The following is a 13,314-nucleotide window of genomic DNA, read 5'->3' on the forward strand; positions in this document are numbered from 1 at the left end:
AGATGTATTCGTATTTATTTCCTATAGTGGCCACCACACAAATCAGCCCCCCTTACTGCCTTGGGTCACTGCATGAACTACCACTCCGGCGCCTTGCGCCGCTCCCTTTTCCTTGCCTTGTCGGCGTTGGCCCACCCGGCCGCGGCGCTGGCCGGCAGTACCCAGGACACGGCCGCAGCCGGCCCTGTGACGGTGCTGCCGGCAGTGACCGTGTCGGCCGACAAGGTTGACCGGCCTCAGGAAAAAGTCCCCGCCAGCGTGGCGGTCATCGACGGCCAGGACATTGAACAGTCCGGTATCACCACCATCGAACAACTGGAAGGGCGCATTCCCGGCCTGTCGTTCCAGCCCTTCGGCCAGGCCGGCATGGAAGCCCCGGTAATGCGCGGCCTCACCGCCGGCATCCATTCCTACGCCTCGTCCATGCTGATGCTGGTGGACGATGTGCCGACCATGATGGCCCAGGGTTTTGACAACAGCTTCCTGGACGTTGACCGTGTGGAAGTGCTGCGCGGCCCGCAATCCACCCTGTATGGCCGCAACGCCGAGGCGGGGGTGATCGCCATCCACAGCCAGCCGATGGATGAGGTAAGCCGCGCCACGGTGTCCACTGACATCGGCAGCCGCGACAAGCGCGAGCTGCGCTTCGCCCTCAGCGCGCCGCTGGTGGCGGACACCTTGTACGGCAGCATTTCGGGCGCGGTGCTGAAGCAGGATGGCTTTATCCGCAACACCTACACCGGCGGCAAGGACGATGACCGCGACCACCAGGACCTGAACATGGGCCTGCGCTGGACGCCTTCGGAGGCTACCGACATAGTCGCCCGCTACGTGCGCCAGGACTACGACGACGGCGCCACGCGCTGGGGCAACGTCGGTGACCCCCGGGCGAAAGTGGCGTCGGGCACGCCCAGCTGGAACCATTCGCTGGGCCAGACGTTCTCGGTCAACGCCTCCCACGAGCTGGACTCGGGGCTGCGCCTGCGCTCTATCACCGCCTACAACGACTACCACGATGACGTGCTGCAGGACACCGACTTCCGCCCGGCGCAGACCCTGTACATCGGCCGCGACAACCACATGCGCACCCTGTCCCAGGAGTTCCGCGTGGAAGGCCAGATGGGCCGCGCCGATTGGCTGGTGGGGCTGTACGGCGACCGGGGCGACAACGACCTGCGCAACTTCACCCTGCGCAGCCCGGCCTTCTACGACTACCGCGCGAACCTGAAGACCTCGTCGGTGGCGCTGTTCAGCAACTGGAACCTGCCGCTCACCGATGCCTGGACGCTGTCGGCCGGCGCCCGGGTGGAACGCATGACCGCCGCCATCAGCCCCACCGGTGGCACGCACAAGAGCGAGGACTGGGAGTATTTCTCGCCCAAGCTCACCCTGCAGTACCAGTTCGACCCGCAGAACCAGTGGTACATCACCGCCGGCCGCGGCGTGCGGGCGGGTGGCTACAACGTCTTCGTCTCCACCCTGGACTACCCCTCGTACGCGCCGGAGGAAATCTGGAGCTATGAAACCGGCTTCAAGGGCTGGGTGCTGGGCCAGCGCCTGCGCTACACCATCGACACCTACCTGATGAAGATCGACAACATGCAGGTGCAGGTGCAGCCCGCAATGGGCTTGATCTACACCGCCAGCGCCGCACGTGCCACTGCCAAGGGCGTGGAGCTGGACCTGGACTACCTGCTGGCCGAGGGCTGGCAGCTGCTGGGCGGCCTGGCCTGGAACCGCACCACCTACGACAGCTTCCAGGACGGCACCGCCAGCTACGCCGGCAACTACAACAACTTCGCCCCCAAGCTTACCGGTCACGCCGACGTGCGTTATACCGCGCCCAACGGCTGGTACGCCCAGGCCGGGGTGGTGGGCACCAGCAAAATCTACCTCGACCCCGCCAACCGCTACGAGCGCAACGGCTACGGCCTGGTAAACCTGGTGACCGGCTACCGCAAGGGTGACTGGGAGGTGGCCACCTACGCCAACAATGTGGCCAACAAACGCTACGACGCGGTCGGCTACAACGCCGGCTATTACACGGTGTACAGCCCGCCACGCGAAGTCGGCCTGCGGCTGACCTGGCGCAAATAAGGAGTGAACATGCAGATGCGTTCGTGGTGGCCGCGGCAGTTGCTGCTCGGCTGGCTCAACCTGGTGCTGACCGCGCCGCTGGTTTACCTGTTCATCGGCCTGCCGCTGGTGATGCGCGAGCACGGCTGGAGCGGCACCCAGATCGGCCTGATGCAGCTTACCGGCCTGCCGGCGCTGGCCAAGTTCCAGTTGGCGGCGCCGCTGGAGCGCTGGCCGCTGGGCCGCGCCAGCTACCGCAACTGGGCGCTGCTGCTGGGCCTGGGCTACGTCGCCAGCCTGCTGGTGCTGGCGGCCAATGACCTGGGCAGCACGCCTTATGGCGTGCTGTTCGGCCTGGCCATGCTGGTGAGCCTGTTGGGCACCTGCGCCGACCTGCCTATCAACGCCCTGGCCATCCGCCTGCTGCCAGAGGCCGAGCGCCTGCGGGCCGGCGCGGTGCGCTCGGCGGCAGTGTCGGTGGGGGCGATTGTCGGCGGTGGCCTGATGCTGATGCTGCACAGCCAACTGGGCTGGGCATGGCCGTTGATAGTGCTGGCGCTGGTGGTGCTGTCGGGGGTGCTGGTGGTGCCGTGGCTGCCTGAGCCTGCCCTCGATGGCTCAGCTACCCAGGCTTCCAACCTTGGCGCCCGCCAGTGGCTGGCGTGGTTCGCCATGCCGGGCCAGCGCCGGTGGGCGCTGCTGCTGGTGCTGTATTACCCGCTGATTGGCGCCGTGTGGGTGTTCCTCAAACCGCTGATGCTGGACCAGGGTTTCGCACCGGAGCACATCGCCCGCATCGTCGGTGTCGGCGGTGGCGTGGCGGCGGCGCTGGCCAGCCTGGCCGGTGGTTATGTGTCACGTCGGTGCGGCACGCAGGTGGCGCTACCGCTGTTCGCCGCCTGCAACTTGCTGGCGCTGGGCTTGATGGCCCTGGTCACCGGCCTGGCCCTGGGTGCCACGGCGCTCACCGTGGCGGCCCTGGTGGTGGCGCTGATGATGGGCGCCTCGGGCGGGCTGGTGTTCGGCCTGATGATGGACCATGCCCGGCCTGGCCTGGCGGCCCTGGACTACGGCATCCAGAGCAGCCTGTTCGTGGTTGGCCGCACGCTGCTGCCGATGCTGGCGGGGGTGTTGCTCGACCACGTGGGCTACACCGGCCTGTTCGCCTGCCTGCTGGCCGGGCTGGCGCTGATGCTGACCTGGCTGCTGGCCGGCGGCCAACCACTGCGGCCTGTGCCCCAGGCCCGGCCCACCGAATAAACCTCGACTTGGGCCTGGAGGCGCGCTGACCCCTGTGCGTTTTGCCAAAACCTTAATCCGAATCGCCTAAGCATGCGCCCAAAGCAGGCAGGGCGCGGATTTTATAATGGCCGCGAAGCGTTCGGGCGCATTGCCGTTGCGGTCTGCGCCGCAGCGGCGGATGCCGTTTACCCAGTGAAACAAGGAAATTACCGATGTCTGAACACACCCGCCTGTCCCGCGAGGTCATTTTGATAGACCACACCAGCGGTGAGCTCAAGGCCGAACATTTTGCCATTGTCGAGACCACCGCGCGCACCCTGGGCCCCGGGGAGGTGCTGGTGCGCAACCGCTGGTTTCGCGTGTCCATTTCCACCCGCCTGATGGCGGAGCAGGGCGCTGAGGAGGTCAAGGGCATTCCCTTCCCGCCGCTCAACCCCGGTGACACCCTGGCCGACGGCGCCATCGGCGAAGTGGTGCAGGCGGGCCCCGGCTGCGACCTGGCCGTGGGCAGCCTGGTCATGCACCCGCTGGGCTGGCGTGAATACGCCGTGGTGCCGGCTGGCCAGTGCAAGCGGGTCGACACCCCCGACGTCGACCCGGCCGCCTGGCTGGGCCACGGCTGGACCGCCTTCGCTGCGCTGCGCGAGTGCGCCCAGGTGCGCCCCGGCGATACCGTGCTGGTGACCAGCGGCGCCGGCGCCATCGGCTCCATGGCCGGGCAGATTGCCCGCCTGTTGGGCGCCGGCCGGGTGATAGGCACCACCAGCGGCCAGCAGAAGGCCCAGTGGATGCGCGAAGCACTGGGCTACGACGCGGTGGTGACCCGCGACGGCGGCGACTTCCGCACGCAACTGGCGGTGGCCGCCCCGGACGGTATCGACGTGATCGTCGACATGGTCGGCGGCGAGCAGCTGGCGGCGGCCATTGAACAGACCCGCCACGGCGCGCGCTGCGTGCTGCTGGGCGCGTTGACGGCGGAGTTGAACCCGCGCAACGCGACGCTGAAGGCATTGGTGGAGGTGGACACTTTCCAGCTGATTCTCAAGGGCGTGACCGTGCGTGGTTTCAGCGCCGACGAGCATGCGCCGACGCTGTTCGATGCCTGGTTGCAGCAGGCGCAGGCGTGGCAGCGCGAAGGCCGAATCCAGCTGGCGCATACCTTGGTAAAGGGCCTGGACAACGCCCCCCTGGCGTTGCAGGAAGCCTGTGCCGGGCGGCTCAAGGGGCTGGTCATGGTGGAGCTTGCAGCGCTATGAACAGCAAAGTCATGGGTATTTCCGATAACGCGGCGCCAGCCATTGCCGCACCGGCGGCGCAGTCATGGCTGCTGTGGGCGGGCTTCATTCTGGTGTCGCTGAACCTGCGGCTGATTTTCGCCACCGTCGGGCCGCTGCTGGAGACCCTGCAGCTGGGCTTCAGCTCGACGCTGCTGGTGACCACCTTGCCACTGGCGCTGCTGGGGCTTTTTTCCATACCCGGGGTCAAACTGCGCCATTGGCTGGGCGAGGAACGCGCCCTGTTCGGCGCCCTGGCCTTGTTGGTGCTGGGCTGCGGCTTGCGCGGTTTCGGCGAGCTGGCGCTGATCGCCGGCACGGTGCTGGGCAGTGCCGGCATCGCGGTAATGAACGTGATCATGCCGGCCCTGGCCCGCAAGCGCTTCGGCCCCCAGCGCATGGGCATGGTCATGGGCGTGTATGCGCTGATGCTCGGTGCCGGGGCGGTGCTGGGGGCCAGTGTGTCGCTGCCGCTGTCGCAAGCCTTGGGTGCAGGCCAGCCCGGGGCCTTTGTATCCCTGGGGCTATGGGCAGTGCCGGCGCTGCTGGCGCTGCTGGTATGGCTGCCGCAGCTGCGTCACAAGGCAGCCGCTGCTGGCCATGGCGTGCACGCCAGCGCGCCGGTCAACGTCTACCGCGATCGCACGGCCTGGGCGATCACCTTGTTCTTCGGCCTGCAGGTGCTCAACCTGTTCGTGTTCCTGCCGTGGATGCCCACGTTGCTCAAGGACCGCGGCACCACGCTGGCCGAGGCAGCGCTGGTGTTCTCGCTGTCCCAGGTCTGCCTGATGGTGGCGAGCTTCGTCACGCCATTGGTGGCCGCGCGCAGTCGGGATCAACGGCCGCATATCGTGCTCACGGTGTTGCTGTGCCTGGCCGGCACCCTGGGGCTGCTGTACATGCCGGTGGGCAGCGTGCTGCTGTGGGCCTGCCTGTTGGGGTTTGGCCAGGGCGCGGGGCTGTCGCTGGGCACCTTCCTGTTCGTCGGCAAGGCGGCCAGCATCGATACCGCCACGCGCATCTCCGCCATGGCGCAGACCGTGGGTTACCTGATTGCAGTGGCAGGGCCGTTGTTGATCGGCGCGCTCTACCAGCGTACCGGCGACTGGAACCTGCCGGTGCTGATCCTGGCGGGCATTCTGTTGCTTGAGCTGGTGGTGGCATTGCCGGCCGGCCGCGACGTCAAGGTTTGAGCACGCCAACGAGGGAGGCATGAGCATGGTGGATGCAAGCAGCTTTCGCGATGCAATGGCAATGCTGGGGGGCGCCGTGTCGGTCATCACCACCGATGGCGCGGCGGGGCGCCATGGCTTCACGGCGTCGGCGGTGTGCAGCGTCACCGACACGCCACCCACGCTGCTGGTGTGCATGAACCGCGCATCCCAGGCCAATGCGCCGTTCAAGGCCAACGGCGCGGTGTGCGTGAACGTGCTGGCCGGCGCCCACCAGGCGCTGTCGGCCACTTTTACCGACCGCCGCCTGAGCATGGAACAACGCTTCGCCGCCACCGCCTGGAGCACCCTGAAAAGCGGTGCGCCGGTGTTGGACGAAGCGCTGGTGAGTTTCGACTGCCGCATTGCCCAGGTGCATGAGGTGGGCACCCACAGCGTGTTCTACTGCACCCTGCACGGTATCCGCCAAGGCGGTGCGGGGCAGGGGCTGGTGTACTTCAACCGCGCCTACCACCGGCTAGGCTAGGCTCCAGGCGCAACCTGCAGCAGCTGGGCAGGCGTGCGCCGGTCCTGCTGCTGCCAGTCAAGCACCGCCACGCGCCGGTCGGCGCGGTCGGCGGTGTGCAGCGAGTAGCGCGGCAGCAGCGCCTGCAGCTCGGCGACGCTGTTGAACATCAGCACATCAATGATCGACAGGTTGGCGACGAAGGGGCCCTTGAACTGGCGATAGGTGATGGCGTCCATGCTGAAGAACTTCAACTCCAGGCCATGCTCGGCGAAGTATTGATGGTCGTAGAGCGCGCTGCCGCCCATGGGGTTGATGCAGCGCTGGGCGCCAAACTGCTTGGCGGTGCGGATGACCCTGTCCTGTTTGTCCAGGGGCTCTGTCAGCTGCAAGTCCGAGGCGCGAAAAATCGGCGTGTGGATGCCCAGGTAGGCACAGAGCTCCTTGAGCGTGTGTTCGATGTAGCGCGCCAGGTTGCGCTCCGGGTTGCGAATCATGGCCTCCAGCAGCGGCATCACCTGGGCGAAGCAGGGGGCCTTGCTGTAACTGCTGCGAATGACGTTCAGCAGCCGTTGCGCTTCATCCGGGAAGTTGTCACTCGTCTGGCGCTGATTGATTGCCAGTTCGAAGCTGTCACGTTTCAGCGGAAAGGTCAGCAAGCGCGGCTCACCGCCGACCAGTATGTTGTTGCGGTTGACCCAACCTGACTTGATGTACTGCAAGTCATCGCCCAGAACGAATGCATCGGCTGCGGCAATTAATTGGAAGTAGCCGAAATAAGGGAATAAGTAAGGCTGCATCATGGCGATGGTGGTAAGCATTGTCGAGTCCTTATAAATTTGTTACATGTTCGCTGTGCGGGTGGAGGGGGCAGAGATGCGTTTGAATAGGTTGATGCCAATATTGCGACCGAGCAGCATCAATGCTTGAAGTTTCTGCATCGGCGAAATGGCAGCGAGGGACTGGGTGAAGACTTCGGTCAAGTAGTGTTCGTACAGCGCCTGGTTGCCCAGGCGGAAGTAATAGTTGGCGAGTGCCTGGCAGGTTTGCAGGCTCATGTGCAACTTGCGCTTTTCCGAGCGCATGGAAAAAATGCCGCCGGGGTGCACGCGGTAGGCGGCAGGCCTGATCTGCGCCAGGAACTTGCCCTTGCCGTGGGCCCCCAGCAACGACCACCAGCACATGTCGCTAAGCGGTGCGCCCAGCAGTTCCCGCGGCATTTCATGGAACACATTGCGGAAGCACACAGTGAGGGTCGAGAGCTGGCGGCCCTTCTGCAGTTCCAGGGCACTGGCATCGGCACGCAGCTTGCCCTGCAGCTGCAGGCCGCGCTCACCGTTGCTATCGAAGGCCATGGCGTCGTGGTAGGTGAGCACGTAATCGGGGTGGCTTTCGAGGAAATCGGCCTGGAGTTGCAGCTTCGCAGGGTCGGTCCAATAATCGTCGCCTTCGCAGTAGGCGATATAGCGGCCGCGTGCTTCCTTGAATATTTCCGGGATGCATTCCTTGCCTTGCTGGAATTGGTTCACTGTCTGGTAGAACGGCCGGATTACGCCTGGGTAGCGCGCGGCATAATCAGCCAGTATGCGCGCAGTGCCGTCGGTGGAGGCGTCATCGTGAACCAGTACTTCAATGGGGAAGTTGGTGTTTTGGACGAGGAAGCTGTCCAGTGTCCTGGTAATAAAAGCTTCATGGTTATAAGTGGGGCAAACAATACTGACGAGCGGGGCAGGGGTCTTGTTATTCATGGCTCGGCTGCTCGGATATCAGGGAAGTGATAAGACGTTCGCATTATATGACCTGCCATTGTTCAGGCCTCGTTCAGCGTTGTGTGCGTATAGGTATCGTCGAAGAGGGTGTGCCTGTCAACCGGATGTAACGGCGTTTTGTAACTTTTACGATACGCGGCGATCGGTAGTATGCTTACAACTTGCTGGTGGGTGGAAAGTGTCAAAAAAACCGTGATCGGGCGACGCTGAAGTTCTGGCGCTTTAAACCTCGCCCGATCATTGGCGTGATTATTTGGTCGGTGAGTGGCGTGGGGCTGCAATGTTTTAAATCAGGTCCTTTGTGGCCAGGGTCAGGATGATCTTGCCAACGTTTGCCGATGACTCCATGCGCCGGTGGGCGTCGGCGGCCCGGGCCAGCGGGTACGTGCTGTCGACCACCGGCTGCAGGCCGCCACTGCCGGCGAAGCGCTCCAGCCAATGGGCGCTGAAGCGCTGGATCATGGCGTGCTTCTCTGGCTGGCTGCGCGACTTCATCACCGTGCCCATGATTTGCAGGTGGCGGTACAGAATCTGTTCAAGCTCGACGCTCACCGCACCGCCACCGCCCAGGATCCCCACCTGCACCAACCGGCCGCCATTGGCCAGCGACGCCAGGTTGCGGGTGAAATAAGGCGCGCCGATAAAGTCAATGATCACGTCCACGCCGCGCCCGTCGGTCTTGCTGGCGATGACTGTGGCGAAGTCCTCGGCCTTGTAGTCAATGGCCACTGCTGCGCCCAGTTGCTCCACCCGCGCCCGTTTACCAGCCTCGGTGGTGGCGTAGACGGTGGCGCCGGTGGCATGGGCCAGTTGCACGGCGGCCGAGCCCACGCCACCAGCGGCGGCATGAACCAGCACCGAGTCGCCGGCCTTGAGGCGCCCCAGGTGCAGGAGGGCTTCGTGGGCGGTGACGAACACTTCGGGGATGGCCGCCGCGTGCACATAATCCAGCTGCGCCGGCACTGGCATGGCCATGCGGTAGTCGATGCGCGCCAGTTCGGCATAAGCGCCGCCCCCCACCACGCCCATGACGCGGTCGCCGGTTTTGAAACCGAGGACCTGGCTGCCGGTCTCGATCACCTCGCCGGCTATTTCCAGGCCCATGAGGGTAGAGTCGCCGAAGTTGGGCCGGCCATAGCCGCCCTTGCGGTGGGTAAGGTCGGCCCGGTTGACGCCGGCGGCCCGCACCCGCACCAGCAGGTCGGTAGGGCGCACCTGGGGTGCAGGCACGTCGGACAGGTGGAGTACGTCGGCGTCGCCGAACACGTCGAATTCGATGGCTTTCATGAATGTGGCCTCAGATTTGGCTGATGAATTTGTTGGTCAGGTAATGCTCGATGCCTTCGGTGCCGCCTTCGGAACCGTGGCCGCTTTCCTTCAGGCCGCCGAAGGGCAGTTCGGTGGCGACAATGCGGTACTGGTTGATGCCGATCATGCCGGCCTCAAGGCCGTCGGCCACGTCAATGGCGGTGCGGGCGTTGCTGGTGAAGGCATAGGCGGACAACCCGTACGGCAGGCGGTTGGCCTCCGCCAGGCCGTCGGCCAGGGTGTCGAAGGGCATCAGCACGGCGATGGGGCCGAACGGTTCTTCATGCAGGATGCGCGCGCTCATGGGCACGTCGGCCAGCACCGTGGGTTCGAAGAAGTAGCCGTCGCCCTCCAGGCGTTTTCCGCCGGTAAGCAGCCGTGCGCCGCAGGCCACGGCATCGGCCACCAACAGCTGCATTTTTTCCAGCTGGCGGGCGTTGGCCAGCGGGCCTACCTGCACCCCCGGCTGCAGGCCGTCGCCGACTTTCAGTGCGCGTGTGGCGTTGACGAAGTGGGTAGCGAAGTGTTCGTACACTTCGCGCTGAACCAGGAAGCGGGTGGACGAAATACACACCTGGCCGGTGCCACGGAAGCGATTGGCAGCGCCTTCCACCGCAGCCTTTTCCACCTCGGCATCGTTGAACACCAGCACCGGCCCGTGGCCGCCCAACTCCAGGGTGATGGGCTTGACGCCGTCGGCCGCGCGCGCCGACAGCAGCCGGCCAATGGGCACGGAGCCGGTGAAGGTGACCTTGCGAATCAGCGGTGAGGCAATCAGCTGTTGCGACACCTGGTCCGGCACCCCGAACACCACCTGCAACACGCCCTTGGGCAACCCTGCATCGTCCAGCGCCCGTGCCAGGGCCAGGGCGGTGGCGGGGCTTTCCTCACCCGGCTTGATGATCACGCTGCAGCCTGCGGCCAGCGCCGCCGACAGCTTGCGGGCGGGGGTGATGGCGGGGAAATTCCACGGCGTGAACGCTGCCACCGGGCCGATGGCCTGGCGCTTCACCAGTTGCAGCACCCCTGGGCGGTTGGCCGGTACCACGCGGCCGTCGATACGCTTGGCGCCTTCACCGAACCACTCAAAGTAATCGGCGGCGCGCAGCACCTCGTCGCGGCTTTCGGCCAGGGGCTTGCCTTCTTCCAGGGTCAGCTGCGTGGCGATGCTTTCGCCGCGCTCACGGATCAGCTCGGCGGCGCGCTTGAGCACCCGGGCGCGTTCGGCCGGCACGGTGTGCCGCCACACCTCGAACGCCTTGGCGGTCACGGCCAGGGCGTGGTCCAGGTCGGCGGCGGTGGCCAGCGGCACACGGCCGATTTCCGCCAGGGTGGCCGGGTTGACCACTGGCGCAGTGGCGCGGTCGCCGGCGCTCAGCCATTGACCGTCGATGAACAGGTAGAGCGGGGGGTAGGATGCGTTCATGAATCACCTTCGTTCGCTTGGGAAAGCGCCGTGCAGCGCTGATGGGAAGCAAGTCTATGAAGGCGGGCCCGGCGGATTAAGCCGGGCAAAAGGGAATCAATCTTCCACCCGGAGGGAAAGTGCGTGGCTGGCTTGCCCGTGCCGCGGTTCGGGCCGATGATGCGCAGCACTAGCCAGCGGAGTAGGTGCAATGGACAAGCTCGCCAACATGGCCGTGTTCAGCAAAGTAGTGGAAATGGGCAGCTTCACGGCGGTGGCCAACTTTCTCGACACCACGGTGAACAACGTTTCGCGCGCGGTTTCCGGGCTGGAAGAGTCGCTGGACACCAAGCTGCTGCACCGCAGCACCCGGCGGTTGAGCGTGACCGATGCCGGCCGGCGCTTCTACGAGCGCTGCACGGCAATCCTGGCCGACCTGGAGAACGCCGAAGCCGAAGCCCGTGACCGGCTTCACGAGCCGCGCGGCACCTTGCGCGTGCATTGCGTGCCGGGCCTTGCGCGCCACCTGGTGACCCGCGCGGCGCTGGCCTACCGCGCGCAGTTCCCCGAGGCCAGCGTGGAGCTGCTGTTGTCCCAGCGCATGCCCAACCTGCTGGAAGACCAGCTCGACCTGTCCATCGTGATTGCCCGCACCCTGCCGGACTCAGCGTACGTGTGCCAGCAGATCGGCGTCAGTTACTGCGTGCTGGCTGCGTCCCCCGAATACCTGGCGCGCCACCCCGCGCCGCAGGTGCCCGAAGACCTCGCCGAGCACGCCTGCGTACGCCTGGGCACCGTGGACTACGCGCCGGATGAGTGGCAGCTGCGCAGTGCCGCTGGCAGCGCCACCTTCAACCCCATGGGCCCGCACCTGAGCGTGAATGACATGGAAGCCATGGCCGTGGCCCTGCGCGACGGCGCCGGCATCGGCCTGCTGGCGGGCTTCGCGGCGTTCGATGACCTGCAGGCCGGAAGGCTGGTGCGGGTGTTGCCAGGCTACCGCACCGATGAGCGTGGGGTGTATGCGGTGTACACCTCGCGGCAGTTCGTGGACGCCAAGATCAAGCGCTTTGTCGAGGTGTTGAGAGAGCAGGTGGGGGCGGCGCTGGAGCATCACGCGACCAGTCTTGGCTGACCTCAGGCCGGAGGAAAACTCGCCAGCTGCGTCTCGGTCACCCGCTTGATCGCCTGGGGCGACTGCCCGAAGGCGCGCAGAAACGCCCGGCGCATGCGTTCGCGGTCACCAAAGCCGCATTCCCGGGCGATGACGTCGAGGGAATGGCGGCCCGCTTCCATCATGATGCGCGCGGCTTCCACGCGCAGGTGCTCGATGGCCTTGGCCGGCGACTGGCCGGTCTCTTCGCGGAACAGCCGGCTGAACTGCCGGGGGCTCAGGTGCGCGACGTCGGCCAGGGTGTCGACTGACAGGTCGGTCGCCAGGTGTTCGCGGGCATACAGCAGCGCGCCCTGGATACGGTCGGTCTTGGGGTCCATGTCCAGCAGCGCGGAAAACTGCGACTGGCCGCCCGAGCGCCGGTGGTGTACCACCAGCTTCTTCGCCACCTGCCTGGCCACCGCAGTGCCCAGGTCCTGCTCGACAATGGCCAGGGCCAGGTCGAGGCCGGCGGTCATGCCAGCCGAGGTCCAGACATTGCCGTCGATGACGAAAATCCGGTCCTCGTCCATCTGCACGCCGGGGTAGGCACTGCGGAACGCCCGGGCGTGGGCCCAATGAGTGGTGGCCCGGCGGCCCTGCAGCAGGCCGGCGGCAGCCACCACGAAGGCGCCGGTGCACACGGCGGTGATGCGCCGGGACTGGTGCGCCGCGGTGCGCAGGTAGTCCAGCAGGGCGGGTGGGGCGTCGTCGACGTGGTTGTTGCCGATGACGATGAGGGTGTCGTGGCGGGTGTCCTTGAAGGTGTCGGTCTGGATGCCGAAGCCCAGGGAGGAGGGCACGATGCCGCCGTGTTCGGAGAGCAGGGTGAGGTGGTAGTGCGGGCCGTGGAGGTCGTTGGCGGTTTCGAAGACGGTGGAGACGGCGAGGCCGAGGATTTGGAAACCGGGGTAGATGAGGAGGGCGATGGTGGTCATGGTGAGCGGTGTCCCAAATAAGTGTGCCAACGCACACGTCTGCTTTTGACTTCGATTCCGTGAGGCCTTTGATCTGGCTTTTGATCTGGCTTTTGATTTTGCTTTTGATCTTGATTGTATGCCCCGTAAAGCGCCCGGGCCGACTGGAGGCGTCGATCAACGGGCTGCCCGAAGGGCCGAGGCCGCAGGCCGAAGAGACGGTAGCCCGCCCGCTTTGTTAGCGGGTGCCGTCTGCCCGTTGATCGGCGCCGGAAGGAGGGGACCCGTAGCGCAGCGGAGGGCCCAAGCAGGGGCAAGCCTTTTTTGCTTACTTTTTGTGGCGTTTGACAAAAAGTGAGTCGGCGTTGAACTGACCCCCTAATGTTGGACAAGGGTTAGTGTTTCCGTGCTTGGGTCCGAAATTGTACCGGACTCAAGCCATTCAATCTGAGGCTTATGCGTTCCTGGTTGTAGTAGGCGATGTAGCTCTCTA

The 13,314-nt window shown here is 65.4% G+C and carries 12 protein-coding genes; 6 read left to right on the plus strand and 6 right to left on the minus strand.

Translation table 11 applies throughout. The features are described from left to right. Positions 1 to 72: 72 nt before the first annotated feature. From AC0SZ7_RS10615 to AC0SZ7_RS10635, 5 genes are all read left to right on the plus strand, one after another. Positions 73 to 2,097, plus strand: a complete 2,025-nt coding sequence (locus AC0SZ7_RS10615; RefSeq protein ID WP_475504360.1) for a TonB-dependent receptor — start codon at positions 73 to 75, stop codon at positions 2,095 to 2,097. A 9-nt stretch (positions 2,098 to 2,106) separates the two neighbouring features. After that, on the plus strand, positions 2,107 to 3,336 hold the full coding sequence (locus AC0SZ7_RS10620; protein WP_475504361.1) for an MFS transporter: 1,230 nt from the start codon (positions 2,107 to 2,109) through the stop codon (positions 3,334 to 3,336). Positions 3,337 to 3,530: 194 nt separating this feature from the next. Next, positions 3,531 to 4,574 carry a zinc-binding dehydrogenase gene (locus AC0SZ7_RS10625; protein WP_475504362.1) on the plus strand — a complete coding sequence of 348 codons (1,044 nt, stop codon included), beginning with the start codon at positions 3,531 to 3,533 and terminating at the stop codon, positions 4,572 to 4,574. Then, the gene (locus tag AC0SZ7_RS10630; protein WP_475504363.1) at positions 4,571 to 5,785 is read left to right on the plus strand and encodes an MFS transporter; all 1,215 of its coding nucleotides are present in this window, start codon (positions 4,571 to 4,573) and stop codon (positions 5,783 to 5,785) included. Before AC0SZ7_RS10625 ends, AC0SZ7_RS10630 begins: the two co-directional genes overlap by 4 nt. 25 nt (positions 5,786 to 5,810) lie before the next feature. Continuing rightward, a complete protein-coding gene (locus tag AC0SZ7_RS10635; protein WP_475504377.1) occupies positions 5,811 to 6,290 on the plus strand; it encodes a flavin reductase in 480 nt (159 codons plus the stop codon). Here AC0SZ7_RS10635 and AC0SZ7_RS10640 read toward each other — a convergent pair. The 4 genes from AC0SZ7_RS10640 to AC0SZ7_RS10655 form a co-directional block, all read right to left on the minus strand. Beyond that, on the minus strand, positions 6,287 to 7,090 hold the full coding sequence (locus tag AC0SZ7_RS10640; protein WP_475504364.1) for a WbqC family protein: 804 nt from the start codon (positions 7,088 to 7,090) through the stop codon (positions 6,287 to 6,289). The genes AC0SZ7_RS10635 and AC0SZ7_RS10640 overlap by 4 nt on opposite strands. Before the next feature lie 21 nt (positions 7,091 to 7,111). After that, entirely contained in the window at positions 7,112 to 8,017 is a 906-nt protein-coding gene (locus AC0SZ7_RS10645; protein WP_475504365.1) for a glycosyltransferase family 2 protein, read from the minus strand. A 306-nt stretch (positions 8,018 to 8,323) separates the two neighbouring features. Further along, entirely contained in the window at positions 8,324 to 9,325 is a 1,002-nt protein-coding gene (locus tag AC0SZ7_RS10650; protein WP_475504366.1) for an NAD(P)H-quinone oxidoreductase, read from the minus strand. Positions 9,326 to 9,335: 10 nt separating this feature from the next. Further along, positions 9,336 to 10,772 carry an NAD-dependent succinate-semialdehyde dehydrogenase gene (locus tag AC0SZ7_RS10655; RefSeq protein WP_475504367.1) on the minus strand — a complete coding sequence of 479 codons (1,437 nt, stop codon included), beginning with the start codon at positions 10,770 to 10,772 and terminating at the stop codon, positions 9,336 to 9,338. 190 nt (positions 10,773 to 10,962) lie between these two features. Between AC0SZ7_RS10655 and AC0SZ7_RS10660 the strand changes: the two genes are divergently transcribed. Next, complete coding sequence (locus tag AC0SZ7_RS10660) at positions 10,963 to 11,886, plus strand: LysR family transcriptional regulator (RefSeq protein WP_475504368.1); 924 nt, start codon at positions 10,963 to 10,965, stop codon at positions 11,884 to 11,886. Positions 11,887 to 11,888: 2 nt separating this feature from the next. On the opposite strand, the gene AC0SZ7_RS10665 is transcribed toward AC0SZ7_RS10660, so the two are convergent. Together AC0SZ7_RS10665 and AC0SZ7_RS10670 are read right to left on the minus strand one after the other, a co-directional pair. Further along, a complete protein-coding gene (locus AC0SZ7_RS10665) occupies positions 11,889 to 12,842 on the minus strand; it encodes a GlxA family transcriptional regulator (protein ID WP_475504369.1) in 954 nt (317 codons plus the stop codon). Positions 12,843 to 13,216: 374 nt separating this feature from the next. Next, positions 13,217 to 13,314 (minus strand): IS3 family transposase (locus tag AC0SZ7_RS10670; RefSeq protein WP_475504378.1); only part of this gene is annotated, 98 nt, incomplete at its 5' end.

The organism is Pseudomonas sp. JC1203, assembly GCF_056175065.1.